This is a genomic window from Lacinutrix jangbogonensis (genome assembly GCF_000797445.1).
Classification (GTDB): Bacteria; Bacteroidota; Bacteroidia; order Flavobacteriales; family Flavobacteriaceae; genus Lacinutrix; species Lacinutrix jangbogonensis.
In genome coordinates this window covers 115,383-142,355 of record NZ_JSWF01000044.1, presented here as the reverse complement: position 1 = coordinate 142,355, position 26,973 = coordinate 115,383, and the positions used below count along the sequence as shown (strand labels likewise).

Below are 26,973 nucleotides of genomic sequence, written 5' to 3'. Positions count from 1 at the left end.
TTTTACCTCATTAGCGGTGGTTGAAAATTCGCTAGTTTAGGTGTGTTTATTCGTTTTTTAATTTTTAAATTATTCGTTTTTAATAGTTTATATGCATAATTATCTTGTGGTGCCTCTTAATTTATTTGTTTTTCGATAGTTGAAGTATGGAGCCTAAAGAAATGTGAAATATGTTATGTCTTATCGCGAGCGACTTTATTTGGTGTGTCATTACGGTTGATTTTTCTATTTTATAGTAGCTTTAATGAAAAGAGGATTAACTTTATGTGAAATTATTTCATTTTCTGTTATCAATTAGGAATGTGTCATCATTAGTGAAATGCAACCTATGAAAGAACTGGATTCGTCTCGAATAAATAACAATTGGTAAAATTATCAATTATATACTCTCAAACTATAAAAGTTGAATGAGAAGATTTGAACTCTTTTGTTTAGCGCTGGTCTATGCTTTTCAAGAAATAGTATTATACTGATTTTTGTATTAGAAAATATAAATAGATAGTAGATTTAGATCAGAGGTTAATTATTCTCATTCATTGAAAAAATGAATATATTTTAAATAAAAAAGGGCTTTGTATTATTAATTACCCTTCCTTTTCTAAGTTCTTCAAAGAATGGAAAGGCTGCTATTGAGACTGTTTTAGTGAGGAATCAGGACTGCTCTAAAATTTAGAACGTTAGTTTTAGCGGATGCCTTTATGTATTTTAGTCACTAGAAACCCAACCATAATTGGGTCTTTCGGTGTTTTTATACTAAAATAAAAGCCTAAATTAAGGCCGTCTACAATGGGTTTTGGAGCACATTATACAAACAATAAAGATTATAAATTTTTATTAAACCAAGTGTCTATTTCTACTCAAATAATCTAGTCGAAAAATGGGACTGTTTCTTTTGATTAGACTCTAGATGATTTTAGGGAACTGGTAGCGCAATATTAGATACTGTAACTGAAGAATATTTCAAGAAAGATGTTAACTTTCAATTAGAGATTCAAGTATCTCCTCTGCTGTTTTTAGCAGTTCGTTGAGGTTTTACTAGATTACAAAAACACATCTATTGCCGGTGCTAAAGATAATCAGTTTATAATTGAGAAAACCGGTAAATGTATCTAAGGTCGTTAATATTTTTTAGTATTGGATTTAATCTGGTTTGGAATGGACGAGGCTATTTTTTTTAGCTAGAATCTATGATGATTAGCATCTAAATTCGGTTTATAACGTGCTGTGTTTTGGAGAATCAGAGCAGCTGCTTTTTTAATAGGTCATTTGCATGTAAGACCTGGATAGTATTCTTGAACAGATGTAATAACAGGATGTTTAGTGGGTCTCTATCTGGGTTTCTTATGCCTTTTTTTTATATAAATACATTGTTTAAAAACTAAAATTTTAGTCTAATGTCTGTTATAGGTGAATACCATGGATTAAATTTTGATTATACCTTTTGAGACCATTTTATAATTTTATATTAAAATAAAGAAATGTATTTTTGCACTATATTACATTACCAACTAATTTATAGGGCTAAAGAAAATATAATAAGCAATTTCTTTAGCAAGTAATGTGTCATAATAATGATAAAAAGTGCGCCATTCAGAACGCGTTTCAGAATTTTATATTTATGTAAATTAAATCTCTATTACGAGATCCCGAAACAAGTTCAAGGTTACGCAATAAGTGAGTGACTTTAAAACAGACAGTAAACAATTAAAGAAAACAAACAATATGAAAAATATTAAGCAAGTATTATTACTAATAATCATTACTTTATTCTTTCAAAACTGCTCTAGTACCAAAGTATTAGATGCTTGGAAAGCCGAACCATCTGTAGTTGACCTATTCAAGAAAAAGAATGTTCTTGTTATTGCACGAACGGCTAATAATAGTGCGCGTTTTGCTTTTGAGAAAGAAATCGCTAATGCCCTGCGAGAAAGAGGGATTAAAGCTACCGAAAGTTATAATAAAGCTCCAAATCTACATCCAAATAAAGAAATGTCTGAAGAGCGGCTAAATCTCATGAAATCCTTATTGAAAAGTGAAGGGTTTAATGCTATTGTTTTAACGGTAATTAAAGACAAAAAAGTTACTGAACGTGTTGCAACAAACGGTGTTTATTTGGGCGCAACATACAATAACTACTATCCAGCTCATTATGGTGGATTCTATAATTATTACAGTTATCCTTATGCTTATGGATCTTATTATAATTCATTTGGCGGCTATATTCCAACGTCGACAACAACGAGTTATGACACAGAATATGTTTTAGAAACTGTAGCTTACAACTTGGATGAAGAAGCGGAGAGCCAATTGGTAGCTGTTATTACTACTAATTTAGAAGATCCAAAAGAAGCTCATAAAACCGCAGAGGAATACGTTAATCTAATGATTAAGCATTTAGAGGTGTCTGAAAAATAATTAGAAGTAATAAATACCGTTACTTATAAAAAGTTTAAAAAAGGATAGCATCCTTTAAATTAATGATTGCTATTTCTGTTGTGCTATCTTTTGTTATTGTGATTTTTAATTAAACCTTTATATAATAATTAATTAATGAAAAGGCCTCGTAGTCTAGTTTTATTTAAAATGCTAATAATTAAGATAATAGCAGTAAAAAGCTCTTTACTAATTTTGATATTTAGTGTATTTATAAGCTTTTCTGTAAACGCTCAAAATGATACCATAACGCTTAAAAGTGGAGATATCCTAGCAGGTGAAATTAAATTGATTTCTGAAGGAGTCCTCGCTATAGAAACGGCATATAGTGATACGGATTTTAAGATAGAATTCAATAAAGTAAATAAGCTTGTCATACAACGTAAATGCTTAATTATTTTAACTAAAGCTCGCAGACGTTTTGGGTTTATAAAATCTAATGCAAAACAAAAAATAACAATAACGTTAGATAATAATTTACAAGAGGAATATGCGATTTCCGAGATAATCTCACTTCAAGAGGTCAGAGAAAATTTCATTCAAAGGTTTACCGGAGCAATTGACTTGAGTTATAATTTTGCAAAAGCGAATAAAACAAACCAGTTCTCTGTTACTGGTAAGCTTAATTACAACAGTGAGTTATGGCGATTTGAAGCCAATATTTCTAGTCTCAAGACTAATCAAGAGAATGCTGAGTTAACCAGAAGAACAGAAGCAAATATTGAGCTCGTTAGATTATTGCGAAAAAAGTTATATTTTATAATTGAAATTCCTTTTCTTTCAAATACAGAACAGGCCATTGATTCGCGTATAAGTCCAAGTTTTGGAGTTGGGAAATTTGTAATTAGTACCAATAAACTTTATCTAGGTCTTTCTTCAGGATTTACACTAAATATTGAGAATTATACAGATGCTACTTTGGATAAAAGTTCTAGTGAAGTTTTTATAACTTCAACGTTTAATATTTATGATTTGAAAGATTTTGATTTTAAAACGGATATAAAGTTTTATCCAAGTATCTCTGAAAGAGGACGTATTAGAACGGACTATAACTTATCCTTAAAATATAATTTGCCTCTCGATTTTTATATAAAATTAGGGTTCTCTTTAAATTATGATAACAAACCAGCATTTTCAGGTAGTGAAGTAGATTATATCTTTACTAGTGGATTCGGTTGGTCATTTAATTAATTAAATTTATAATAATCTTTCTGTTTATTCAGTCTCGAGTTTTTTGCAAATATCAACTAAATTATAGAATGAAGTAAAATCGTCGGTTGTTCTAATTAAAGTTTTAAAAGTGTCTTCTCAAAGTCTTGATGGGAAAATTTGAATGATGACCGAAGCTTCTTTAGGTTCAGATCTGTTTATGGCTAATGAGGTGATTATTTATATTACTACTCATGTTGTTTAATAAGCAGGATTAGTTGACGTGGCATTTTCCTATAATCCTGAAGTAGGTATTGCTTCCTTTAAAATAGAATTCAAATTTCAATTTTAAAAAAAAGGAGACTCTGATAAAACAGAAATTAGAGAAGATGTTTTTGCTTTAGTACCACCACACGAATTTAAACAATCACTATCGACTTGGATTTAATTGGACTTTATCACCCAGAGCATTTAATTAACAATTTTATTGAAATAGAACTCCTTCAAACTGATGCCCCAGTTAATCGTGAAAAATTTAGTGGTCTCATGTTTAATTTGAAAGAAGAAGTGATTGGAATTATAAGGAGAATATATACTGAATCTCGAGGGCTTCACGGCATCTGATTTGCAATGTTATCTAAGATTGTTAAAAACAACGAAATTAAGATGTAAGTGTTTGGATAGGTCTAGAGTCTATGTTAATTGGCGGTGAGAAAAGCACTGTTTTAAATGTACCCGAGAGCTCTGTTTACTCATCACCAATGCGCCTTAAAAGGAACTGAGGGTTTGTTTGGTTTACAAGGTGATTATATAATTACTAATATAAAGGAATCCAAAGTTCTAATAGGAGGGGATAGTATTCTTAAAATTGACGGTATTGTTATGGAGGATAATAATACACTATTTAAAATATAACAACATATAGGTCCAGCTAAAAAAAGAGAGTCTATTGCAAAATTGCGTCATGGTGAAATAGGGATACTGATTTTTTTTTAACACTAAAAGTTAAGTGCAGCAAAATATCATTAGAGACTCTATTTAGGTGAGAATATTAGCTAGTTTGATTAATGGCGGTTTAAAGATTAAGCTATAATGCGTGCCTTAGAATGAAATATTAAATGGTAATAATTAGAAAGATCGTTTTGCTATTATTCTGTAGAGCTGAAATTACAAAGATAGCTTATGGCTAAAATAAAGTTGTAAAATGCTATTATCAAGACACTCAAAAAACTTGTTTAAGCGATGAAGATGGCTTCAAAATACTTTTATTAAATATAACAACTTCAATAACTTCAGATAATCTTATACGCTATCGAGTTTGGTATTGCCAATATTAGGTTATACATCAAAAACAGACACATTTATCAATAAACATTTTTAGTTTTAGTAAAGATTAGTCGTTGTATAATTAATCAGAGATATATTGCAAATTTAAAAAAGTAGGCTATCTCAAATAAAATAGCCTCCTTTTTTGTTAGATTATTTTCCGAAAAATTTACCGTCTTCGACGACCACCAATACGTGAGCGGCTTACACCTGAAGAACGAGATGATCCCATTGTTCTAGAGCCAGAATGCCTAGTTGTTGATGCTCTATTGTTTGTTGACGCTCTATTGTTTGTTGATGCTCTATTGTTTGTTGATGCTCTATTGTTTGTTGACGTTCTATTGTTTGTTGATGCTCTGTTTAATGTAGTCCTATTTGAAGGTCGCGATCCTCTTTGACCTGATGTTTTGAAATTTCCATTTCTAATATTCCTATTTACAGTATTAGAGCTTCTTCTTCTATTGGTATTGTAGTTGTTGTAACTATTATGATTACGAATAACGACTGTTGTATTTCCATGACCGTAATAACCACCATGATATCCGTAGTGATGATGGTAATGGTAATGATGATAAACACCAATACTTATTACGGCCCAAGGGTTCCAATACACAGGGTAGTATCCATAATAATAAGGTGGTAGATAAGGTCTGTAAATAGGGGAATACACGTATTGAACTATTGGTGCAGATTCAACGACCACAATTTTTGTGGTTGCTGGAACAGTTACTGTAACCGGATCATCGCCTACATATGCCGGATTAGATGTCACTGATTTTGTAGCTTCTGTTCTTGGTTCAACAACATAATCTTTACCGTATAGTTTTTCATCTCCAATAATCTGCATAGAAATTTGACCTTCAGTATCTTTTGATACGGCCATTACAGCAACGTCCTGAGTTTCTTTTTCACTTATTGGGTCTTGAAGAATAAATAAGAAATCATCGCCCTCTTTTTCGGTTACAACTTTAAGGAAATCAACTTTTCCATCATTATTCAGATCTAAATTGACAATGCCTTCTTTTTCATCATTCAACGATTTTTCAAAATCCTCAATGGTTTTTGACTGTTGAAAAATATTTAACACGGCATAAAGATCTAGGTCATCACCAGGTAATCCTAATAATGGCTCTTCATTCTCTGTTTGAGAAAAAGCAGAGAAGCTAATTAAACTAATTGTTAGTAGTAATATTGATAAACATCTATTTTTCATAATATTTTTTTTGTTTTCCTACAGATTAATATCGGAGAATGATATTTTGTTATGGTTTATAATACGTCTTGCCAAAGCATAAATATTTATATGATAACAAAGATATAGGATTTCTAATTATATTTCGTTTTTTTTTTTTGAAATAATTGAATTCACCTATCTTCTAAAACTTGTCAATTTGTTATCGCGTTAATTAGTGTTTGTATTCTTTTAATCCAATAAAGGCTGTTTTGAGTCGCTCTTTATGTTTGCGCTCTTTCCATAAATAAGTTAACTAAGATTAACGCTTGTTTATATAGTTTTAAAATTTAAGCGCTTTTAGTTTGGACTTTCCGTTATGAGATTTTAACCGCAGTAAAGACAATTAAAAGTGATTACTATTGGTTTTTTAATAAAGGCAGCTTTGTTTGTCATAAGGCCTTTGATTTTTATTTTTCGTATCAATTATTATTAACTTATACCTCTGCGAAGCATTTAATAAAAATATTTTTGGATGTATATAAAGTGTCATTTTTATATTACTTTTGATACATTAATAAAATATTTTTTTTTAATAAAGGATGATTATGAAAAACAGATTTGTAAAAGGAATGGTATTAGGTTGTTTATTTTTATTGATGACGTCTTGTAATACAAATGAAGAAAAGTCAATAGTGGTAGTGATTGATAAAGAACAAGTAAAAATAGATATTCAAGCTATAGAGAATCAATTTGCTGAAATATATAATAGTGGAAAGCAAAAAAAGATTGGTTATTATGCAGATGATGCCATTACTTTTCATCAAAACATGGCTCCTATACGGACGAAAAAACAAAGACAGGATTTTTTTAAAACAGATCTCGCTACAAATACAAACAAAATTTCATTTACTACAACTGAAGTGTTTCCATCTAAAGAGGGTATTCAAGTTTTGGAAATAGGATATTACACGGTAATCGATTCTATTAATACTGCTATAAAAACAGGGCACTATATGAGTTTATTTGAAAAAAGAGATGGTAAGTATGTGTGTATTAGAGATATGAGCACCTCTGATATGTCTATTGAATAGACACTTAAAAGAATATGAAAAGCCTCATTTTATTTAAAATGAGGCTTTTTTATATGAGATATTTGTTACTGCCTCACTCTGTCCTTCCTAAATGGCGTGTATTAGAAAAAGAGCGTTATTTCAGCGTTCTAGATAATAAATATTTTGATGCTGGGTTTTTATATCGTGAATAGCCTATCGACACCTTGTCCGTTTTAGGATCTTGTTTTTATCTGAATTATTCTCAGACTACCCAGTTGAAGTGAAGGTTGAGATTATTTTTGACCCGACGTTTTCAAATTCCCCATTTTAATATTATTATTTACGGCAACAGAGTTGTGTCTAATGTTGTTACTGTTCTGGTTATTAATAACTACAGTTGTAGCTCCATGACTATGGCAACTATTATGATGTCTATAAATATTCAGGCTTATTGTAACATAAGGATTCCAATAAGTGCGGCAACAAGGTACATGGAAAGGCGAATGCACGTATTGAGCTATTGCTTCGTTTCAACTGCGATAACCTATGTTGTTACTTTTTCTGTTTGGAGTAATGGGGGCATTACACACACACATACCAAAAATATGACGAGTGGCTAAATCAATACCTTCGTTTTATTGAAGAAAATAAATAATATAAATGAAATTTAGATTTTGGATATCTAGGATGTCATATCCTTTTTATTCCATATCATAGTACTTGCTGTAATTTCCTTAAGTAACACCATGCAACAGTTATTTTGCGTTATCATGCAGATATAAGGTCTTAAGTTAAAATGATAAGTAATTAGCTTTAAAATATAAAAAGAGGGCAACAGTCGAAATAATCAATTATTAAAATAATTATGTTCACATTAATACAAATTATACTTGTTATCAAAAGAGTCATATAGGGATGAATAGCAGTCGATGTAGTTTGTGCAAAACTAGTGAAACAAAATATAATATTGGTAGGAAAAAGTACATCTCAATAACTACTGATTTACAGCTCATTGTTTTGTTTTCGATGATAGCTTATTTGTTTACTAACAACAATAGTCTTTTAGAGGGTGGTCAAGAAAACAAGGGCTACTATTTGCTTTACAAATACATCTTATTAAAAGGTGTTCTTTACGTTTTTTTAGGGCCAGTTAGTTTAGCTCTCGTCCTGGAAAATCTATTTTAAGTCATAGGCTTAAAATGAATACCAGAACCGATGTTATTGGAGCGCTTTCTAATGGGTTTCCTTTGTTAAAAGTAAAGAGTATAATGGTCATTTATTTACATATTAAAGCTGTAGGATACTATGTGAAAGATAGCGATAGTTTCCTTTTTGGGGTGGTCCATTCCAATCAGATAAAGGTGTTAAAAGGGAGTGTTTTAAACGCTATATAATTATTAGTCAAATAGTATAGAAATAAGAGTTTTATAGTTCCGTTTTTATGGGAGTAATCTAACAGAGAGATTATATAATATTGTTAAGACTTTTGTCTTTTTTCGACTAAACAAAAATAATTGTAAATTTGTATAAAGTAGATAAGTGTTATGCGAGATATAAACGAAAATATAGAGTTTCCTTTTAAATTGATGGTAAGCTTTAACAAGCTACTTAAACATTATGAGGAACTTGTTACAAGTGATGATGAATTTATTGCCGCGAAGGCAAAGCGTGTTTTAGAAACAGCAAATGAATTCCCCGATTTAAGAGAAGGTATAATTGATCCTTCAATTTTGAAAGAAAGAGAGCAAGTAATTAGTGTCATTCTTCAAGATTCGTTTAGTCCTGTTTTAACTAAAAATGAAATTAAAACGGCTTCAGTACCTTTTCATGATTTAATTTTCAATGCTTCAGAACGCTTTAAAGATATTATTAAAGTTGCAGGAGAAGATTTCGAATTGAGTATTAAAAACATGCCTGAAGATGACGCCTATATTATGGCCTGTACCATAATTTTAGTCTATTGTTATGGTATAAATATTGATTTTAAACGTCCTTTTTATTACGAAATCCCCGATGCTAATGGTATAATGCAATTTTATAAGATTTTGTATAATGGCGATTTTACAGAAATTATTCCCACAGATAATGCTCCAAAAATCACACAAAATGATGTGGATATTCTATTAGATAATTTTGAGAATATTGCTTTGTGGAAAGAGAAATTCCCGCCTAATAGCTATGTTTTTAAAGGCTTTGTAATTTCAAATATTTTTAATGTAACAGATGATCAATCTATATCTAATATTAAATCTAAATTAATAGGAGAAGATAAGAGAAATGATGAAGGCTTTATTGAAGATTTTCATGAAATATTTCGATCCTTATTTGGACTTAAAGATATTAGAGTTGGTTTTTCAATATTTAATGAAGAAGAGGATAGTTTTGAACGTGTTCATGGAGCAGGTATGAATAGCTTTTTATTAAACGATTTAGAAAATTCTAAATGTTCAGATGCTTTATGCTCTTGGTCTTATAATAGATTACTTAAGGAAGTGAAATATTTTTCAGTATCAGATGTTGAGCGTGATTACAAGAAATCTAAAGGTCATGCTCCGCATATATGTGTACTTCATGAACAAGGTATTAAAAGCGCGATTTTTGCACCTATTGCTAATGATAAAGGTTTGATGGGTATTATTGAAATTGTTTCAGACCAACCTAAGGTTCTAAATAGTATTAATGCTAATAAATTAGTGTATGTCATGCCATTTATTATTGCTGCTGTTGAGCGTTCTAAAACTGAAGAAGCGCATTTAATTGAAGCTATTATTCAACAGGAATGCACATCTATTCATCCAAGTGTGAATTGGAAATTTGAAACAGAAGCAAAGAATTTTATTAAAGATCAACTTAACGGAAAGAAACCGAGTTTTAATAAAATAGCTTTCGATAATATTTACCCTTTATATGGACAGATAGACATTAAAGGCTCTTCTGAAGCTAGAAATTGGGCAACACAACAGGATTTACAGTTACAACTCAGTACAGCTAAAGAGGTGTTAGTGAAGGCTTTTAGCTTAGAACCTTTACCAATCTATGAGCAATACATTTTTCAAATAGATAGTTTTTTAAACGGATTAAAAAATAATTTCCAAGTAGATAGTGAACAACAAATTGCTTCATTTTTCACAGAAGATATAGAATCGATTTTTAAGCATTTATATAAAAATGAAGAGCTTAAAATTTTAATAGATGATTATTCCAATACTATAGATGATGAGGTAAACGTACTTTATAAACACAGAAAACAATACGACGACACCATTGCTTTAATTAATAAAGAAATGGCTTCGCTTTTAGATAGAAAGCAAGTTGAAGCCCAAAAAATGTACCCTCATTACTTTGAGCGTTTTAAAACAGATGGCGTAGAGCACAACATGTATATAGGAGAGTCTATTACTAAGGAAAATAGTTTTAGTTCTATTTATCTCTATAATCTTAGATTATGGCAATTACAGGTTATGTGTGAAATGGAAAACACCTATTACCAAATGCAAGGCGACTTTCCAGTGGCTCTAGATGTAGCTTCTATGATTTTAGTTTTTAGTCAGCCTTTATCTATTAGTTTTAGAATGGATGAAAAGCAGTTTGACGTAGATGGCACTTACAACGCACGTTACGAAATTGTAAAAAAACGTGTGGATAAAGCGTATATAAAAGGAACAACGGAACGGGTAACCCAAAAAGGGAAAATAAGTATTATCTACTCTCAAAAACAAGACGAGATAGAGTACTTGAGGTATGTGGAATTTTTACAATCTAAAAAATATTTAGATACTGATGTTGAAATCGTTGAGTTACAAGACTTACAAGCGGTTACTGGATTAAAAGCGATAAGAGCAAGTGTGCTTTACCATAAAGATGAAAACGATAAAGAGTTTTATACGTATGATGATTTAATGAAAGCGCTTAAATAAGCGCTTTCATTATAGGTGAATTTTAACCAGATATTTTAAATGCAATACCAAAAGCAAGAACACTAATTATAATGCCTACCATAAAAACGGTGTAAGTCGTTCTTAATAAACGGTATTTCCTGTTTAAAACGAGGCCTAGAAAGTATAAATCTTTGGTAAGTGATCCATAGAGGTAGTCGCGATCTTGCATCATTTCCGACATTGCCCATTCAAACTCATCGAGTTTCATTTTATGAAAATTACCAAAAAATAATAAATTCACTTTTTTATTAGCGACATCCTCTTTAGTGAATGCTCCACTAGTTACATTTGGTCGCGTTGCTAAAACCGATAATACAATTGATGTTACGGTAAATAGAGTGAAAATAACTGTTGGCCAAATTAAATAATGATTAGACGGGTTATCTAACTTAGATACCAGATTTGAAAGCACTAACGAAATAATAATAGCATTAACAGAAAGTAATATGTTGGCTTTAGTATCTGCTATATCACTTAAAGTTATATGATTTTTTAGCGCCACTCTAAACATAGTTTCAATACCTCGCTCTGGCAAGTCTGATTTTTCTTTTTTAAAGTTTAATTCAGCCCTTTTTTGTATTAGTTTTTCAGTGTCTTCTGTGGTTTTATTTTGATGTTGAAGCAATTTGGCTAGGTTTTTTCCTTTTCTTTTTTCCCATTTTTTATTAGCTATGTCTGAGTGAAATGTATGAGTACTTAAAAAAGAAATATTATCCTCAATCCAATCTGATTTACTGATTTTTTTATTTTGAGTAAGCTCCCATTCTTTCTTAAGAAGCGACGCATATTCGTCATAGTTTTTGCTCGAAATATGAGCGCAATCTGCATCTTTAATGATGCCTTCTAGTTTATTTTTAGGCTTGTAGCCCATTTTAGTAGACATGATAATGTTAGAGATGGCTATTATTTTTTCTTCAGAAACAGTTTGAGACTTTAAAAAATGAGTAGCAATAGCTACACTTTCTTTCTCATGGTTTTTAATAGTTTTGGTAAATCCTGTGTCATGAAACCAAGCAGCTACTAATAATTCAATTTTTTCATCCTCCGTTAAGTTGCTGTCTTCAATCAATTCTTTTGCTTTTTCAACAACACGTTGTGTATGTGCTAAATTATGATAAACAAACGTTGAGTCTAAGTTTTTATTTAAATAACTTATAACATGTTTTTCAGCTTCAATAATGAGGTTATTCATAAAAAATGATGATTTTCAGTAAAAATACTAAACTTTAATTAATAAACGATTTGTCGTAAATTCTAAATTTACTTTCATTGATTAGCAAAAATGATATGCTGTAAGGATTTAAAGATTAATGCGACTATAAGGATTCAAAAAGCATATAATACTAATTTAACAAAGAAAGGAACCAAAGTATGCTTACTTGGAAAGACATTATCAAATTTTCTGTAAAAGGAAACCCAACTCCAAACAGACGTGTTGAGAAAACAAACGATGAATGGAGAGCTCAATTAACTCCAGAGCAATTCAGAATTACTAGACAAAAAGGTACAGAACGTGCGCATAGCGGAGCGTTATGTAGTATTTATGATGCAGGTATGTATACCTGTATTTGTTGTAATACACCTTTGTTTGATTCTGCTATTAAGTTTAGTTCTGGCACGGGCTGGCCAAGCTTTACACAACCTATAAAAGGAAATGCCATCAAGTATGAAAAAGATGCAGCTTTTGGTATAATTCGCATTGAGGTAATATGTAATACTTGTAATGCTCATTTAGGACACGTTTTTCCTGATGGTCCAGAGCCCAGTGGATTGCGCTATTGTATAAACTCAGAATCCATTCAAATAGAAAAAGAAGAGGCTAATGAATACTAATAAAAATCTAAAATTAGCCACCTTTGGTGGTGGCTGTTTTTGGTGTACAGAAGCTGTATTCCAAGAAGTAAAAGGTGTAGAAAAAGTAGTTTCAGGTTATTCTGGAGGTAAAGTTCCAGGGCATCCTACATATCGAGAGATCTGTTCTGGTTTATCTGGTTATGCCGAAGTTATTCAAATTAGTTTTGACTCTAAGGTAATTTCTTTTGTGGATATCTTAGTTGTTTTTATGACCACTCATGATCCTACTACTTTAAACCAGCAAGGCGCAGATAGAGGCACGCAATATCGATCAGTGATATATTATCAAGACGATTCTCAGAAAGAGATAGCTGATGCTGTTGTAAAAGAAATGGCGCCTTATTACGAAAACGCTATTGTTACAGAAGTAAGTGCTTTAGATGTTTTTTATGAAGCGACAAAGGAGCATCAAGACTTTTATAAGAGTAATCAAGGACAGGGCTATTGCAGTTTTGTAATTGCACCTAAATTGGCAAAACTTAGAAAGTTACATGCCGATAAACTGAAATGATTTTAACATAAAAAGGAAAGACAATTATAATGTCAGATCAAATAGAGCAGAAAGAAGTGTTTAAAGCTCCAGAGTTTCAAGTTCATCATTGGGTTGATGCTCAAGGAAAAAAAACAGATGCACTAAAACTATCAGATTTTAATGGTAAATTTAAAATCGTGTATTGTTTTCAGAATTGGTGTCCAGGATGTCATAGTAAAGGTCTGCCGGATTTAAAGAAAATGGTAGAAGGCTTAAAAGACAATAATCATATTGTGTTTATGGCTATTCAAACGGTTTTTGAGGGTCATAATGAGAACACTTATAACAAGATGATTGAAACTCAAAAGCAATATGACTTAAAAATTCCATTTGGGCATGATGCAGGAGATGATGATAATTCACGATCTAATATTATGACTAATTATCAAACCGGTGGAACACCTTGGTTTTTATTTATCGATAAACATGATAACGTGGTTTTTAGTGATTTTCATTTAAATTCGGATGCAGCTATTGCGTTTCTTAAAACATTGAGTTAATGGAAAAACAAATTAAACTTTATGGTGCCGAAAGGTGTCATAAAACTAAATACTACCAAAATATTTTAAAAAATAAAGGATTGGATTTTGTGTTTCTTGATGTTGAACTTGATACTGAATCTGCAGAAGTATTGAGAGTCTTATATGAAAACAGAAAACTTAATTTCCCAACCATTACCATTGGGAATAAAAAGTTAAGAAATCCATCAGATAAAGATCTAGATAAATGGCTGGAAAAACTAAAATAAAAAGTAAAATAGGCTTTGGAGGAGGTTGTCATTGGTGCACAGAAGCTGTTTTTCAATCGCTTAAAGGTGTTGAAAAGGTTGATCAAGGTTTTGTTGCATCAGTAGATAAATATAGTGATTTTTCTGAAGCTGTTATTGTTCATTTTGATAGTGAAACAATAGCACTTAAAACGTTATTAGAAGTTCATTTACGTACACATAAAAGTACGTCCAATCATTCTATGAGAGAAAAATACCGTTCTGCGGTATATACATTTTCAGAAGAACAGCGACTCAATTGCGAAGATTTACTTCTTGATTTTCAAAATGTATTTAAGAATAAATTAATTACCAATGTATTGCCTTTTTCTGAATTTAAACCTTCCAGTGATGCTTTTCAGAATTACTATCAAAAAGATCCTAAAAAACCTTTTTGCGAAACCTTTATTAACCCTAAATTAAAACAGTTGCTTGAAGAGTTTTTTGAATACGCAGATCTTTCAAAACTATCTCATTTAAATTCAACTCAAGTATAACCAGAAACTATGAAGACAACTAAACTTAATATTCCAAATAGAAAAGGTCTAAAACTCCAAGCTTATTTAGAGTTGCCCGCAAATCAGAAACCAATTTACTATGCTATTTTTGCGCATTGTTTTTCTTGTAATAGTACACTTAGTGCAGTAAAAAATATAAGTAGAGCCCTAACCAATCATGGTTTTGGTGTGTTACGTTTTGATTTTACTGGCTTAGGTAAAAGTGAAGGCGAGTTTGCAGAAAGTCATTTCTCAGCAAATGTAAGTGACCTCTTAGATGTAAACGATTACCTAACGTCTCATTATAGTACACCATCATTATTGGTAGGCCATTCTTTAGGTGGAGCGGCTGCTATAGTAGCAGCATCTCAATTAGAGACCATTAAAGCTGTGGCAACAATTGGAGCTCCTGCAACGGTAAATCATGTAACACATTTATTTTCTCATGCTATTGAAGAGGTGTCAGAGAAAGGTGAAGTAGAGGTAAATATAGGAGGAAGGCCATTTAAAATAAATGAAGAATTTGTTTCAGATTTTAGTAAAACCGACTTGCCATTAATAACAAAAGAATTACGTAAACCCATTCTAGTGATGCATGCTCCTTTTGATAGTATTGTTGGTATTGAAAATGCACAGAAACTTTACCATAATGCACATCACCCTAAAAGTTTTGTAAGTTTAGATGATGCCGATCACTTATTATCTAAGCCTAAAGACAGCATATATGCTGGTAATATAATTGGAACCTGGGCACAACGTTATTTTGAGCCCAAAGAAAACACGATGATTTCTTCTGATGGAGAACAATTAGTAGCGCATTTAAACCTTTTAGAGGATAATTTTACAACGTCTATTCAAACTAAAAAACATTCCTTCATGGCAGACGAACCCATAAATGTTGGAGGTGACGATTTTGGTCCTTCACCATATGATTTTTTAAGTGCTGGATTGGCTGCTTGTACAGTAATGACATTAAAAATGTATGCTGAAAGAAAACAATGGGATTTACAAGAGGTTTTTGTTTACATTACCTATTCTAAAAAACATAGTGACGATTTAACGATAGCGGTAGATAAACCAGCGCGTTTTGATCATTTACAAAAGAAATTAAAATGTGTTGGAAATCTAGACGATAAACAAAAACAAAGATTGAAAGAAATTGCATCTAAATGTCCAGTTCACAGAACACTCCAAAGCGAAGTTTTAATCGATACAGAGCTTGTGTAATATAGGATATATGAAGTTGCATTTCACCGTCCGATGTGCACTAACAATTCTTATGGAGGACAGTTTGCCCTTTAAATAATGGTGTATCTGCAAGCTTTTAATTATAACTTAGTATTTTCATTCGGACGATTGGAATACATCAATTGGAGTTGATGTTTTGTAACAATGGCAAAAATGATGATCGCTAATATTTCAACATGTACTAGTGGCGATGATTTGTACATAGTATTTATATTGGGAATTCCCGTTTAGCAAAATATTCACGCACCTTTATAGACTATTATTTTATGGTATAACTATAAATTTTACCATCATGCTTATTGGTTTCATCACTAATTATAATGGTTTTATTATTTAGAAATAGTACGCCTTCTTTTTGCGAATTATGATTAAAATTTAATGCTTTAACAGTTCCTTCAAAAAAGGCTTCATTTTTAAAGTTGCTTAATTGCCATGCTTTATCATGATTTAATAGAATTATAGTTTTGCCATCTTTACTAATATCAGCAGACGTAATTCTATTATCCTTTCCCTTAAACTTATGAGTAGTGATTAGTTGCGCAACGTGATTGCCAATTTTGTTTTCTACTTTATATACATCAGTATGCTTATGGTTTTTAGTAAAAAGATAAAAGTAATTATTCCATAAAAAGAAACTTTCAAAATCTTGAGATTTTGTGTTTTCAGGTAATGTGAAAGTTGTTATTCCAGCTATAGCTTCTTTCTCATTATTTTCAATGTTTGAAACTTTATAGATAGTAAATGCTTTCCTTTTGTGGTTATTGTTTCCAAAGTCTCCAATGTAAATATTGTTATCATTATCCGTTGTTAATTCTTCCCAATCTATATTTTTTGCATTGGTTATAGTGATTGTTTTTTCAATATTTCCTTTGCTATCAAGAGCATATAATTTGTTTTTATTTCCAGCATCTTCAATCACCCAATATAGATTAGAGTTTTTTACTAAAGCTATTGCAGAAACCTCTTCTAATGAGTTGTCAATATTTGCCAAAACTTCTAGTTCTCCGGTATTACATGAAAAGAATAGTAAACTTAAAATGAATAAGGGTTTTAATGTAAATGTCATAAATTGTAATTTATATTTGTAATGTAAATAGTAACTCAAAATTATTAATTAAATTATAAACTATTATTAAAATGTCAAGGTTTTTATAATTCGGGAATAGTGGAACGATAGCTAATGTATCCATAATATTGAATTAAAAGGTTTTTAGGTAGCATTGAAAACAATGCGGTTAATTAACTATATTAAAACTCAAGGCTGTAATTAGCGATTTCTACGATGGATTATGAATAAAAAGGATGTAATAATAGTAGGAGGAGGTGCTTCAGGTTTTTTTGCGGCTATAAATATAGCAGAACAAAATCCGGATATAAAAGTCACAATTCTTGAACGCGGAAAAGAAGTATTAACAAAAGTAAAAGTCTCTGGAGGAGGACGATGCAATGTTACTCATGCAGAGTTTATTCCCAAGGATTTAGCTACAAATTATCCAAGAGGAGAAAAAGAATTATTAGGACCTTTCCATACATTTATGACAGGTGATACAATCGCTTGGTTCGAAGAACGAGGAGTAGCGCTTAAGATTGAGGAAGACGGACGTATGTTTCCAGTATCTAACAGCTCGCAAACTATAATAGACTGTTTTCTCTCTGAAGCAAATAAGCATAATGTTGAGGTTTTAATGGGGCAACCGGTTGTTAGTTTAGAACATCAAGAAAATAATTGGATAGTGAATACAAAAACAGATAGTTTTACGTGTAAAAAGCTAATTGTTGCTTCCGGCAGTAACCCCAAAATATGGAATGTATTGGAACATTTAGGACACACAGTAACTTCACCTGTTCCCTCGCTTTTTACCTTTAATATTAAGGATGACCGGATAAAGCATATTCCTGGAGTAGTTGCAAAAAACGTTAGTATAAAAGTTGTCGATTCAAATTTGGAATCCGATGGACCATTATTGATCACGCATTGGGGAATGAGCGCACCTTCTATTCTAAAACTCTCTGCTTTTGGTGCTTTAGAACTAGCTAAAAGAGCTTATAAATTTGCTATTGAAGTTAATTTTATTAGTATGAGTTTTGATATTGTAATATCACGATTAAGTGATATAAAGAAAGAGTTAAATAAAAAGAAAATTATTAATTATGCACAATTCGATTTACCAAAACGGTTATGGCATCAATTAGTATTAGCATCAGGAATTGATTTAGAAACACGTTGGGCAGATTGTACAAAAATTCAAACGGAGAATTTAGCAAATCAGCTTACTAAAGCGGTTTTTAATGTTGATGGTAAAAGCACCTTTAAAGAAGAATTTGTTACGGCAGGAGGTGTAAAGTTGAAAGAAGTCAATTTTAAAACTTTTGAAAGTAAGTTACACGAAAATCTCTATTTTGTAGGTGAAGTTTTAAATATAGATGCGGTTACAGGAGGATTTAATTTTCAGAATGCGTGGACAGGAGCCTATATTGTGTCACGAAATATTTTTTAAACAAGAAACGTGCATATTAAAACTTAATTAATAGAAGAAATTATTAATACCCAACAGCATGTAACCGTTAAAAAACAATAAATAGAAATACATGAAAACTTATATAGCCTTAATAAGAGGAATAAATGTTGGTGGCCATAAAAAAGTGCCAATGGCAATCTTACGCGATGTATTAAATAATGCAGGTTTTAAAGCTGTGAAAACATACATTCAAAGTGGGAATATAGTTTTTCAATCTTTAGAAAATAATAGTAAAACGATTGAGGAAACCATTCAAAAAATTATGGAATCTCATTTTGGCTTTTTAGTGCCTATTATTGTAAAAACTAAAGAAGAACTCCAAGTAATTTTCGATGCGTGTATTTTCTCAGAAGATAAAAAAACAAAAAGTTATTTCATTTTATTAGATCAAATACCAGATCCTAATATCGTAAAGGAAATACATGCGATTACTTTTGAAAATGAAGAATTCAGGATTGTAAATAAGTGTCTTTACTTTTATTCTTCAACAGGATACGGTCGTACAAAATTTAATATGAATAGTTTCGAGAAGAAACTTGAAGTAAATGCAACGTCAAGAAACTACAATACAATCAAGAAATTATTAGAGCTTGCTTTAGCAACTTGAAACATAGGAGTTACATGAACATCTTGTTCTACTCGTGGTTTAAGCGTTGTAAGCATAATTCTCTATTTTGGTCATTATACAGATAACTCTATTTCTAAAGTGCTTTTTATAGCTTAGTTTTCAGAGAATTAAGGGATATCTAAAGCTAATGTTATTTTATTAAAAAGAAATTTTAGAATACTCTAGTGTGTTTTTAATTTAAATTCCACCGATAAAGAGCATTAAACCTTATGAAGGTTCTATTGTTAGGTTAAAATAGAAGTTTTTAAATAGAATTAAAAACTATATTTGTGTAAATTTATTTTTGCATGTCTACAAATCAGTTTATTCCTATAAATTTATCAAAAAAAGATATAAATGGTGTGGCTTCATGGTCTTCACCAAGCAATATTGCTTTAGTGAAATATTGGGGGAAAAAAGAAAATCAAATACCAGAAAATCAATCTATTAGTTTTACTCTAGATGCTTGTAAAACAATAACTAAATTAACTTACACTAGAAAAGAAACGGTTAGTACAGAGTACTCTTTTCAAGTGTTTTTAGATAAAATTCACAAACCAGATTTCGAGCCAAAAATTAAAATTTTCTTTGCTAGAATTGAAAATTACATGCCTTTTTTGAAAGAGTTTCATTTTAAAATTGAAACAGAAAACACCTTTCCACACAGTTCAGGTATAGCATCTTCCGCTTCTGGAATGAGTGCTTTAGCATTGTGTTTAATGAGTATTGAAAAAGAATTAAAACCAGAAATAACTAATAAAGAATTCATTAAAAAAGCCTCGTTTTTAGCAAGATTGGGTTCCGGAAGTGCCTGTAGAAGTCTTGAAGGCGATTTGGTGGTTTGGGGAAAACACAAAAATATTGAAGGCAGTAGTGATTTGTTTGGTATAAAATATCCGAACCAAGTTCACGAGAATTTCAAAAATTATCAAGACACTATTTTGCTAGTAGATAAAGGCGAAAAGCAAGTGAGCAGTACTGTAGGCCATAATTTAATGCATGGACACCCATTTGCTCAAGAACGTTTTAAACAAGCTGAAGAAAATATTACAAAAATTAAAGACATTTTTGAATCTGGAGATTTAGATGCATTTATTGCGCTCGTTGAAAGTGAAGCATTAACGCTTCATGCTATGATGATGACGAGTATGCCCTATTTTATTTTAATGAAACCGAATACGCTTGAAATAATTAATAAAATTTGGAATTTTAGAAAAGAAACAGGCTTGCATATTAGTTTCACTTTAGATGCAGGTGCAAATGTTCATATTTTGTACCCTGAAAATGAAACTGAAGCTATTATTGAATTCATTAAGACAGAGTTAGTTGCATATTGTCAAAACGGTCATTATATTTGCGATAGAATTGGTTTTGGTGCAAAACAATTGTAAATTTATAAAACCAAGAATTTAATACTATTATGAAAGGTCCACTTTTCTATTCAAAAATCCTTCTTTTCGGGGAATATGGAATCATTAAAGATTCTAAAGGATTATCAATACCATACAACTTTTTCAATGGTGCTTTAAAGACTGATAAAAACCCGTCTGAAGTAGCTATAAAATCTAACAAGAGTTTAATGGCGTTTACTTCATATTTAAACAAGATAAGTGAAGATTTAGTGGTGTTTGAAATTGAAAAACTAAAAGCAGATGTGGATGGAGGAATGTATTTCGATTCTTCAATTCCTCAAGGTTATGGTGTAGGAAGTAGTGGTGCTTTAGTTGCTGCTATTTATGATAAATATGCACTAGACAAAATTACAGTGCTTGAAAATTTAACTCGTGAAAAATTGCTTAAATTAAAGGCCGTCTTTTCTGAAATGGAATCTTTTTTCCATGGTAAATCTTCAGGATTAGATCCATTAAATAGTTATTTAAGTTTACCAATACTTATCAATTCTAAAGATAATATTGAAGCTACAGGAATACCAACCCAAAGTACAACGGGAAAAGGTGCAGTATTTTTATTAGATAGTGGTATTACAGGTGAAACAGCACCAATGGTTAATATTTTCATGGAAAACATGAAGCAAGAAGGTTTTCGTAATATGCTAAAAACACAATTTATAAAACATACAGATGCTTGTGTTGAAGATTTTTTAAAAGGCGATATAAAGTCTCTTTTTAGTAATACAAAACAATTATCTAAAGTCGTATTGAATAACTTTAAGCCAATGATCCCTCAACAATTTCATGAGCTTTGGCAAAAGGGTATTGAAACTAACGATTATTACCTTAAGCTTTGTGGCTCTGGAGGAGGAGGTTATATTTTAGGCTTTACTCAAGACATTAACAAAGCGGAACAGTCGCTTAAAGATTATAAACTAGAAGTGGTTTATAATTTCTAGACATTGTCTTTTGTATTGTCGCAAAATCAGGGGAACCTAGTACCTCATTAATTTAGAATTCTTTTATGTTCACCAGAAAACAAAAACACATTCTACTCAAGTTCTTTAGTCTGTTTTCTGTTGTTCGAGGTTACAATATTCTTATTATTGTTATTGCACAATATCTAACGTCTGTTTACATATTTGCACACGATAAACCAGCAAAAAAAGTATTATTAGATTTTAATTTACTTATGCTTGTTTTAGCATCAGCATCAGTAGTTGCAGCAGGTTATATCATCAATAATTTTTACGATTCGGAAAAAGATCTAATCAACAGACCTAACAAATCGATGTTAGATAAGTTGGTAAGTCAGAACACAAAATTATCTTTTTATTTTGTGTTAAATTTCTCTGCAATCGTAATGGCGAGTTATGTGTCGTTTAATCCTGTACTATTCTTTTCAGCTTATATATTTGCGATTTGGTTTTATTCGCATAAACTAAAAAAAAGACCTGTAGTTGGTAATATTGTGTCGGCACTTTTGACCATAGCGCCATTTTTTGCCATTTTCATCTACTACAAAAATTTCGATACTGTGATTTTTGTGCATGCTTCTTTTTTATTCTTAGTTATTGCTATTAGAGAACTTACTAAAGATTTAGAAAACATGAAAGGCGATCTAGCATTAAACTATAGAACTGTTTCTGTGGTTTATGGTGAGCAAACATCTAAAAAAATGATTACTATTTTAATTGGTTTAACACTTATTCCGCTGTATTTGTTAATTAATAGATTTCAAATTGGGCACATGAATTATTACTTTTATGGTGCAGTGACCTTACTAATAATTTTTCTTTTTTTACTTTGGAACTCAACCACCAAAACGCACTATGTAATTTTACATAATATTCTTAAAGTTATTATTGTAGCAGGTGTATTTAGTATCTTGTTAATAGATGTAGACTTAGTTCTTAAACGTATTTTATAATGGAAAACACACTAAAAATTGCAATGGCACAAATTTCTCCTGTGCTTTTGAATAAAAACGAAACATTAAAAAAGGTTGAGCATTCTATTGCTGAAGCTGGTAAAAAAGAGTGTGAGCTTATTGTTTTTGGTGAAGCTTTAGTGCCAGGTTATCCATTTTGGTTAGCTTTAACAGGTGGAGCAGAATGGAATACAAAAGTTAATAAAGAGTTACATGCTGAATATGTGCGTAACTCCATTCAAATAGAGTCTGGTGAGCTAGATTCAGTTTGTGAATTAGCTAAACAACATAATATAGCGGTGTATTTAGGTATTATAGAACGTGCTAAAAATAGAGGAGGACATTCAATTTATGCATCACTTGTTTATATTAATGAAGTTGGTGAAATACAATCTGTACATCGTAAGCTACAGCCTACTTATGACGAAAGATTAACTTGGTCTCCAGGAGATGGGAATGGATTAAAAGTACATAGTTTAAAACAATTTACTATTGGTGGTCTTAATTGCTGGGAAAACTGGATGCCATTACCAAGAGCGGCATTATATGGTTTGGGCGAAAACCTCCACATTGCAGTTTGGCCAGGAAGCGACCATAATACAAAAGATATTACGCGTTTTATAGCAAGAGAATCGCGCTCTTTTGTAGTTTCAGTTTCTACTTTAATGACTAAAGAACTGTTTCCGAAAAGCACACCGCATCTTGATAAAATATTAGAAAATTGTCCAGAGGTCTTAGCAAATGGCGGAAGCTGTATTGCAGGTCCAGATGGCGAATGGATTATTGAACCAGTATTACACGAAGAAGGATTAATTATACAAGAAATTGATTTTAATCGCGTCTACGAAGAACGCCAGAATTTTGATCCTGTTGGTCATTATTCACGTCCAGATGTTACAAAGCTGATAGTCAATAGAGAAAGGCAATCTACAGTGGAGTTCAATGATTAATTATTGTCGACATTAGCAGAAGCGAAGTGCTTAATAAACAAAGCATTAATTAAGTATAGCACATGTTAAATTATAACCTATCTTTGCACCCTCAAAAATAGTTGAGGATAAAATAACAAGAAATGAGTAAACAAGGCGGACAACGACAAGGAAAATCTGCTCCAAATGGAGGTAGAAGAGCATACAAAAATAATTTTTCAAATAATTCTGATGGCGTAAAAAGCCCAAGTTCTAAAGGGAAGAAAGCAGCTCAGCCTAATAAAGTGTCTACCTCAGACGAGATTCGTTTAAATAAATACATAGCGAACTCTGGTGTTTGTTCTCGTCGTGATGCAGATATGCATATCTCAACAGGTTTAGTAAGTGTAAACGGAAAAATAGTCACTGAAATGGGCTATAAAGTGAAGTTAGAAGATGAAGTACGTTACGATGGATCAAGAATTAACCCTGAGAAAAAAGCTTATGTTTTATTGAACAAACCAAAAGGTTTCGCAACAACTACAAGTGAGCATAAAGGAAGAACCGTTATGGATTTAGTCGCGAATGCTACACCTTCTCGTATAAAGCCAATTGGCCGTTTAGGTAGAAACTCTACAGGTTTATTATTGTTTACAAACGATGCAAAAATAGTGTCTCGTTTTACAAGTTCTAATAAGGGTGTAGAACGTTTATTTCATTTAGAATTAGATAATAACTTAAAACTAGATGATTTAAAAAAGATTCGTGAAGGCGTACGTATTGAAGGTAAACTAATTACAGTTGAAGAAATTGACTACGTAAATGACAAGAAAAACGAAATAGGTATAAAAATCAAGAATACAGGTAACACTATTCTACATACTATTTTCGATTATTTTAAGCATGAATTGGTAAGAATAGATTGCGTACAAATAGCACACTTAACTAAAAAGGATATTCCCAGAGGTAACTGGAAAATATTAACAGAACAGGAATTACAAACGTTGATGATGATGTAGTTCTATTACAATATAAGAGGTAACAAAAAAATCGAGCATGCTCGATTTTTTTTTGTTTAACACTATTAGTATTTCTTTTATTAGTCTTTAATTTTAATTAGTTTTGTAATTATTCAAACCTGTATTTTAATTCTACTTCAGGCTCCATAAAGTAGGTGAAAATAAGTGAGCTATTCTGTAATGGCTTTTTCAATGCAGATTCAAATGGTATTGTCAAGGACGATTCGTTTCTATACAACCAAATATCACCATGGATATGAACTTTGGTATCCAATAAAATATTTTCATAAATAGTCATATCTAAGGAACTCAAGTTAATTTTTTTATCTCGTAATTGTGAAGGGATAGCATCTGAATTGGAACAGGATGCTATAGATTCACGCACATTTAGTACACTTCCCATTTCATATTCTTCATAACCTATATCTTTCTTATGGTGTGTTAATAAAGAAAGATTTATAACTACATTTTCTGGGAATAAAATGACGTTTTTACTAAACTGAGGGAGCAAATTAAATAAAATTGGGACATAGCTTTCGCGATATAATAACGCATCCAGTGTTTCGCTAATAAGGATATCGAAAGTGTTCGGCTTTGGAACTTTAAAGGTCACCGCATCTGCTATATAAAAGTCTTTAAGGTACTTAGATAGTTCCAGTGAATCGATTAATTTTTTAGCAGAATCATGTGAATTTTTATTAATTTCTAGCAATGAAAACTGTACTTCTTCAGGTTTAAAAAGTGGAGCCACTAAAGTTATAAATGGCGCATATGGACCGCACCCTGCGTAGAATATAGTTATCAATTTACCAGGTTGCTTTTTTTGTTTTTCTAAGATTACGGTAACAATGGCCTTTAAGAATTTTACAGTTCTGCTATAGTCTAATAAGCATTGTGCTGCGTGGTTAAGTCCAAGTGCTTTACCTTTAGCAGCAGGAATTGCTGCCAGATATTCAATCTTCATATCAAATCCGGTAATTCCAGTGATTTTTAGAAAGTAAGTATGAATTTCATTAAGACTTTTTTCTACTTCTTCTTGAGTTAATGAATCTTCCTGTATTGCAGTTGTGAATTTTTTAATGTAAGTAATTGTTTCCTTTTCGATCATTGGTTGTATTTAAAAATTTCTTCATCAAATTATTGCCAATTTAATGTTTGGTTAATTGCGTTATTTAGCAACTAAATTAGTAAACAAATACGGGCTAGAGATAATTAAAAAGTAATTTTACAAATAGTCACAAGCCAAATGCTTGATTATACACGCATGAGGTAATTAATTATGGACTTTCGTTTGTTATTGTTTTGTTCAATAGTATAATCAGGTTGTAGAATAGGTTTTATTATAGCTTTTACTAAAATTTCTTTCCCGGATTGTTCCAATCCAACTTTTTATTTAGTGCTAAATTTCTTAACTCATTAAGCTCAGAATATTTACTTGTAAATGGTTTTAAATTTGTAATAATTTTTTCTAAATGCATGCATCTAAATGTTCATTCCATAGCACTAAGTCTCCGTAATGATTAATTCCTTTAATGTCATTAAGAATGATTGACTTTTCAAATTTTCTCCAGTTTAATGGCAACGAACTTTTGTGTCGATGACTTCTTTGTTTAAAATACAAATGGAATATTACACCAAACATAGCCGATATCAAAAAGGTTAAAGCGATTATTTCTCCATTATTCATGTCTAATTTTTTTTTATTTCAAAAGGTCTAGTTCTGAAATATATCTGAACGTTAAAATTGATTTTACGCTATTGATTTATGTGCGATATGCAGTACTATCGACTGATTTATACAAGGTTTATATTTTTTTCTATGAATTCTATTAACTTTATTTTTGCGTCTTTCTTGGCATTTTTATATACGATATTATGAAAAGGATGCTTGAAATTATTTTCTTTCAATCTTTTCTCTATCATATTAGCCATTATTAATGATGGCCAAACCTTATCATCACTTCCAGAAAAAAGCAAAATAGGACCATTAATTTTTTCTACTTTAATAGTGGCTTTATTTACAAAAGCTGTTTTTGATAAACCATTCTTCCAATATTCTATCATTTTAATTTTGCCCGAGTCGTTTCCTGAAATTTTATCCATTGGTATAAACGGAATGTTACTTCCATTGTATTTCCAGCTTGCTTTCATTTCATTTGAATTATAGGGTAGAACAGTATTTGACCAAGTAACAGAACTTGGTGCATATGCAATAACTCCGCTTACAATTTCCGGGAAAATTGAAGCAACCACTAGTGCCAATTCTACATTTCTTGAGGCTCCCATTACAACTATTTTATGAGGGTTAACTTCTTTTTGATTGCTTAACCACTTTATTGCATTTTCAAAGTATTCTAAATCAATTTCTTCTGGTAATTTTGGTAAGCCTTCTTTTCGTGTATATGGCAATGATAATCCAACCATTCCTTTATTGGCAAATTCTTGTGCCCAATAGTCTCCCCATTGTCCTCCACCTATTAATACAACTGTCGTTTTACTTTGGTAGCATCTTTAGCGAAATAATTGGCCTGAAAACCATTTTCATTTATGGTTTTAGGTTTTATTCCGTTGAAAAGTATAGTATCGGCAACTAAATATCCAACAAGTAGCAGTGATATTATTCCAATCGC

25 protein-coding genes are annotated in these 26,973 nt (G+C 31.2%); 19 read left to right on the top strand and 6 right to left on the bottom strand.

Features of this window, described 5'->3' with window-relative positions; genetic code table 11:
* Window positions 1-1,722 precede the first annotated feature (1,722 nt).
* The 3 genes from RH82_RS16640 (at window position 1,723) to RH82_RS16625 (ending at window position 4,497) form a co-directional block, all read left to right on the top strand.
* Window positions 1,723-2,415: a hypothetical protein gene (locus tag RH82_RS16640; RefSeq protein ID WP_034062469.1), complete on the top strand. Its 693-nt coding sequence runs from the start codon at window positions 1,723-1,725 to the stop codon at window positions 2,413-2,415.
* Window positions 2,416-2,583: 168 nt separating this feature from the next.
* Window positions 2,584-3,624 (top strand): DUF481 domain-containing protein, encoded by a 1,041-nt coding sequence (locus tag RH82_RS16635; RefSeq protein ID WP_162182469.1) that lies wholly within the window; start codon window positions 2,584-2,586, stop codon window positions 3,622-3,624.
* 687 nt (window positions 3,625-4,311) lie between these two features.
* Window positions 4,312-4,497, top strand: coding sequence for a hypothetical protein (locus tag RH82_RS16625; RefSeq protein ID WP_034062466.1), 186 nt, complete (start codon window positions 4,312-4,314; stop codon window positions 4,495-4,497).
* Window positions 4,498-5,077: 580 nt separating this feature from the next.
* Here RH82_RS16625 and RH82_RS16620 read toward each other — a convergent pair.
* Complete coding sequence (locus RH82_RS16620) at window positions 5,078-6,121, bottom strand: hypothetical protein (RefSeq protein WP_034062464.1); 1,044 nt, start codon at window positions 6,119-6,121, stop codon at window positions 5,078-5,080.
* Between the two features lie 566 nt (window positions 6,122-6,687).
* On the opposite strand from RH82_RS16620, the gene RH82_RS16615 reads away from it, so the two are divergent.
* From RH82_RS16615 to RH82_RS16605, 3 genes are all read left to right on the top strand, one after another.
* Window positions 6,688-7,173: a YybH family protein gene (locus RH82_RS16615; protein WP_034062561.1), complete on the top strand. Its 486-nt coding sequence runs from the start codon at window positions 6,688-6,690 to the stop codon at window positions 7,171-7,173.
* A gap of 1,160 nt (window positions 7,174-8,333) precedes the next feature.
* Entirely contained in the window at window positions 8,334-8,528 is a 195-nt protein-coding gene (locus RH82_RS16610; RefSeq protein WP_034062463.1) for a hypothetical protein, read from the top strand.
* 150 nt (window positions 8,529-8,678) lie between these two features.
* Window positions 8,679-11,051 (top strand): GAF domain-containing protein, encoded by a 2,373-nt coding sequence (locus tag RH82_RS16605; protein WP_034062461.1) that lies wholly within the window; start codon window positions 8,679-8,681, stop codon window positions 11,049-11,051.
* Between the two features lie 22 nt (window positions 11,052-11,073).
* Here RH82_RS16605 and RH82_RS16600 read toward each other — a convergent pair whose 3' ends face one another.
* Complete coding sequence (locus RH82_RS16600) at window positions 11,074-12,264, bottom strand: Pycsar system effector family protein (protein WP_034062459.1); 1,191 nt, start codon at window positions 12,262-12,264, stop codon at window positions 11,074-11,076.
* Between the two features lie 179 nt (window positions 12,265-12,443).
* On the opposite strand from RH82_RS16600, the gene msrB reads away from it, so the two are divergent.
* From msrB to RH82_RS16570, 6 genes are read left to right on the top strand one after another with little or no spacing between them, the layout of a single operon-like run.
* Window positions 12,444-12,905: a peptide-methionine (R)-S-oxide reductase MsrB gene (gene msrB / locus RH82_RS16595; RefSeq protein WP_034062458.1), complete on the top strand. Its 462-nt coding sequence runs from the start codon at window positions 12,444-12,446 to the stop codon at window positions 12,903-12,905.
* Window positions 12,895-13,437 carry a peptide-methionine (S)-S-oxide reductase MsrA gene (gene msrA, locus RH82_RS16590; RefSeq protein ID WP_034062456.1) on the top strand — a complete coding sequence of 181 codons (543 nt, stop codon included), beginning with the start codon at window positions 12,895-12,897 and terminating at the stop codon, window positions 13,435-13,437. Before msrB ends, msrA begins: the two co-directional genes overlap by 11 nt.
* Window positions 13,438-13,466: 29 nt before the next feature.
* A complete protein-coding gene (locus tag RH82_RS16585) occupies window positions 13,467-13,958 on the top strand; it encodes a peroxiredoxin family protein (protein WP_034062454.1) in 492 nt (163 codons plus the stop codon).
* The gene (locus RH82_RS16580; RefSeq protein ID WP_034062453.1) at window positions 13,958-14,206 is read left to right on the top strand and encodes a glutaredoxin family protein; all 249 of its coding nucleotides are present in this window, start codon (window positions 13,958-13,960) and stop codon (window positions 14,204-14,206) included. Before RH82_RS16585 ends, RH82_RS16580 begins: the two co-directional genes overlap by 1 nt.
* Entirely contained in the window at window positions 14,185-14,721 is a 537-nt protein-coding gene (locus RH82_RS16575; protein ID WP_034062450.1) for a peptide-methionine (S)-S-oxide reductase, read from the top strand. Before RH82_RS16580 ends, RH82_RS16575 begins: the two co-directional genes overlap by 22 nt.
* 9 nt (window positions 14,722-14,730) lie before the next feature.
* On the top strand, window positions 14,731-15,948 hold the full coding sequence (locus tag RH82_RS16570; RefSeq protein ID WP_034062449.1) for a bifunctional alpha/beta hydrolase/OsmC family protein: 1,218 nt from the start codon (window positions 14,731-14,733) through the stop codon (window positions 15,946-15,948).
* A gap of 280 nt (window positions 15,949-16,228) precedes the next feature.
* Here RH82_RS16570 and RH82_RS16565 read toward each other — a convergent pair whose 3' ends face one another.
* Complete coding sequence (locus tag RH82_RS16565; protein ID WP_034062448.1) at window positions 16,229-17,035, bottom strand: hypothetical protein; 807 nt, start codon at window positions 17,033-17,035, stop codon at window positions 16,229-16,231.
* A gap of 223 nt (window positions 17,036-17,258) precedes the next feature.
* On the opposite strand from RH82_RS16565, the gene RH82_RS16560 reads away from it, so the two are divergent.
* From RH82_RS16560 to RH82_RS16530, 7 genes are all read left to right on the top strand, one after another.
* Window positions 17,259-18,467 carry a BaiN/RdsA family NAD(P)/FAD-dependent oxidoreductase gene (locus tag RH82_RS16560; protein ID WP_034062447.1) on the top strand — a complete coding sequence of 403 codons (1,209 nt, stop codon included), beginning with the start codon at window positions 17,259-17,261 and terminating at the stop codon, window positions 18,465-18,467.
* A gap of 91 nt (window positions 18,468-18,558) precedes the next feature.
* Complete coding sequence (locus RH82_RS16555) at window positions 18,559-19,095, top strand: DUF1697 domain-containing protein (RefSeq protein ID WP_034062444.1); 537 nt, start codon at window positions 18,559-18,561, stop codon at window positions 19,093-19,095.
* Between the two features lie 308 nt (window positions 19,096-19,403).
* The gene (locus tag RH82_RS16550; RefSeq protein ID WP_034062443.1) at window positions 19,404-20,486 is read left to right on the top strand and encodes a diphosphomevalonate/mevalonate 3,5-bisphosphate decarboxylase family protein; all 1,083 of its coding nucleotides are present in this window, start codon (window positions 19,404-19,406) and stop codon (window positions 20,484-20,486) included.
* A gap of 29 nt (window positions 20,487-20,515) precedes the next feature.
* Window positions 20,516-21,445, top strand: a complete 930-nt coding sequence (locus RH82_RS16545) for a mevalonate kinase family protein (protein WP_034062441.1) — start codon at window positions 20,516-20,518, stop codon at window positions 21,443-21,445.
* A gap of 65 nt (window positions 21,446-21,510) precedes the next feature.
* Complete coding sequence (locus RH82_RS16540) at window positions 21,511-22,416, top strand: geranylgeranylglycerol-phosphate geranylgeranyltransferase (protein WP_034062440.1); 906 nt, start codon at window positions 21,511-21,513, stop codon at window positions 22,414-22,416.
* Window positions 22,416-23,366: a carbon-nitrogen hydrolase family protein gene (locus RH82_RS16535; protein ID WP_034062437.1), complete on the top strand. Its 951-nt coding sequence runs from the start codon at window positions 22,416-22,418 to the stop codon at window positions 23,364-23,366. The genes RH82_RS16540 and RH82_RS16535 overlap by 1 nt, the downstream gene beginning before the upstream one ends.
* Window positions 23,367-23,488: 122 nt before the next feature.
* The gene (locus RH82_RS16530) at window positions 23,489-24,343 is read left to right on the top strand and encodes a pseudouridine synthase (RefSeq protein WP_034062436.1); all 855 of its coding nucleotides are present in this window, start codon (window positions 23,489-23,491) and stop codon (window positions 24,341-24,343) included.
* 109 nt (window positions 24,344-24,452) lie between these two features.
* Here the strand turns inward: RH82_RS16530 and RH82_RS16525 are convergent, their stop codons facing one another.
* The 3 genes from RH82_RS16525 to RH82_RS16515 form a co-directional block, all read right to left on the bottom strand.
* The gene (locus tag RH82_RS16525; protein ID WP_034062435.1) at window positions 24,453-25,451 is read right to left on the bottom strand and encodes an SAM-dependent methyltransferase; all 999 of its coding nucleotides are present in this window, start codon (window positions 25,449-25,451) and stop codon (window positions 24,453-24,455) included.
* Between the two features lie 244 nt (window positions 25,452-25,695).
* Complete coding sequence (locus RH82_RS19035; RefSeq protein WP_262494888.1) at window positions 25,696-25,821, bottom strand: hypothetical protein; 126 nt, start codon at window positions 25,819-25,821, stop codon at window positions 25,696-25,698.
* A gap of 316 nt (window positions 25,822-26,137) precedes the next feature.
* The gene (locus RH82_RS16515; RefSeq protein WP_052158402.1) at window positions 26,138-26,767 is read right to left on the bottom strand and encodes an acyl-CoA thioester hydrolase/BAAT C-terminal domain-containing protein; all 630 of its coding nucleotides are present in this window, start codon (window positions 26,765-26,767) and stop codon (window positions 26,138-26,140) included.
* Between the last annotated feature and the right edge of the window lie 206 nt (window positions 26,768-26,973).

What these genes read in the sequence shown, in the direction of transcription:
- RH82_RS16640 (WP_034062469.1), top strand. Translation starts at nt 1,723, where the DNA reads ATGAAAAATATTAAGCAAGTATTATTACTAATAATCATTACTTTATTC.
- RH82_RS16635 (WP_162182469.1), top strand. Translation starts at nt 2,584, where the DNA reads ATGCTAATAATTAAGATAATAGCAGTAAAAAGCTCTTTACTAATTTTG.
- RH82_RS16625 (WP_034062466.1), top strand. Translation starts at nt 4,312, where the DNA reads ATGTACCCGAGAGCTCTGTTTACTCATCACCAATGCGCCTTAAAAGGA.
- RH82_RS16620 (WP_034062464.1), bottom strand. Translation starts at nt 6,121, where the DNA reads ATGAAAAATAGATGTTTATCAATATTACTACTAACAATTAGTTTAATT.
- RH82_RS16615 (WP_034062561.1), top strand. Translation starts at nt 6,688, where the DNA reads ATGAAAAACAGATTTGTAAAAGGAATGGTATTAGGTTGTTTATTTTTA.
- RH82_RS16610 (WP_034062463.1), top strand. Translation starts at nt 8,334, where the DNA reads ATGAATACCAGAACCGATGTTATTGGAGCGCTTTCTAATGGGTTTCCT.
- RH82_RS16605 (WP_034062461.1), top strand. Translation starts at nt 8,679, where the DNA reads ATGCGAGATATAAACGAAAATATAGAGTTTCCTTTTAAATTGATGGTA.
- RH82_RS16600 (WP_034062459.1), bottom strand. Translation starts at nt 12,264, where the DNA reads ATGAATAACCTCATTATTGAAGCTGAAAAACATGTTATAAGTTATTTA.
- msrB (WP_034062458.1), top strand. Translation starts at nt 12,444, where the DNA reads ATGCTTACTTGGAAAGACATTATCAAATTTTCTGTAAAAGGAAACCCA.
- msrA (WP_034062456.1), top strand. Translation starts at nt 12,895, where the DNA reads ATGAATACTAATAAAAATCTAAAATTAGCCACCTTTGGTGGTGGCTGT.
- RH82_RS16585 (WP_034062454.1), top strand. Translation starts at nt 13,467, where the DNA reads ATGTCAGATCAAATAGAGCAGAAAGAAGTGTTTAAAGCTCCAGAGTTT.
- RH82_RS16580 (WP_034062453.1), top strand. Translation starts at nt 13,958, where the DNA reads ATGGAAAAACAAATTAAACTTTATGGTGCCGAAAGGTGTCATAAAACT.
- RH82_RS16575 (WP_034062450.1), top strand. Translation starts at nt 14,185, where the DNA reads ATGGCTGGAAAAACTAAAATAAAAAGTAAAATAGGCTTTGGAGGAGGT.
- RH82_RS16570 (WP_034062449.1), top strand. Translation starts at nt 14,731, where the DNA reads ATGAAGACAACTAAACTTAATATTCCAAATAGAAAAGGTCTAAAACTC.
- RH82_RS16565 (WP_034062448.1), bottom strand. Translation starts at nt 17,035, where the DNA reads ATGACATTTACATTAAAACCCTTATTCATTTTAAGTTTACTATTCTTT.
- RH82_RS16560 (WP_034062447.1), top strand. Translation starts at nt 17,259, where the DNA reads ATGAATAAAAAGGATGTAATAATAGTAGGAGGAGGTGCTTCAGGTTTT.
- RH82_RS16555 (WP_034062444.1), top strand. Translation starts at nt 18,559, where the DNA reads ATGAAAACTTATATAGCCTTAATAAGAGGAATAAATGTTGGTGGCCAT.
- RH82_RS16550 (WP_034062443.1), top strand. Translation starts at nt 19,404, where the DNA reads ATGTCTACAAATCAGTTTATTCCTATAAATTTATCAAAAAAAGATATA.
- RH82_RS16545 (WP_034062441.1), top strand. Translation starts at nt 20,516, where the DNA reads ATGAAAGGTCCACTTTTCTATTCAAAAATCCTTCTTTTCGGGGAATAT.
- RH82_RS16540 (WP_034062440.1), top strand. Translation starts at nt 21,511, where the DNA reads ATGTTCACCAGAAAACAAAAACACATTCTACTCAAGTTCTTTAGTCTG.
- RH82_RS16535 (WP_034062437.1), top strand. Translation starts at nt 22,416, where the DNA reads ATGGAAAACACACTAAAAATTGCAATGGCACAAATTTCTCCTGTGCTT.
- RH82_RS16530 (WP_034062436.1), top strand. Translation starts at nt 23,489, where the DNA reads ATGAGTAAACAAGGCGGACAACGACAAGGAAAATCTGCTCCAAATGGA.
- RH82_RS16525 (WP_034062435.1), bottom strand. Translation starts at nt 25,451, where the DNA reads ATGATCGAAAAGGAAACAATTACTTACATTAAAAAATTCACAACTGCA.
- RH82_RS19035 (WP_262494888.1), bottom strand. Translation starts at nt 25,821, where the DNA reads ATGCATTTAGAAAAAATTATTACAAATTTAAAACCATTTACAAGTAAA.
- RH82_RS16515 (WP_052158402.1), bottom strand. Translation starts at nt 26,767, where the DNA reads ATGGTTGGATTATCATTGCCATATACACGAAAAGAAGGCTTACCAAAA.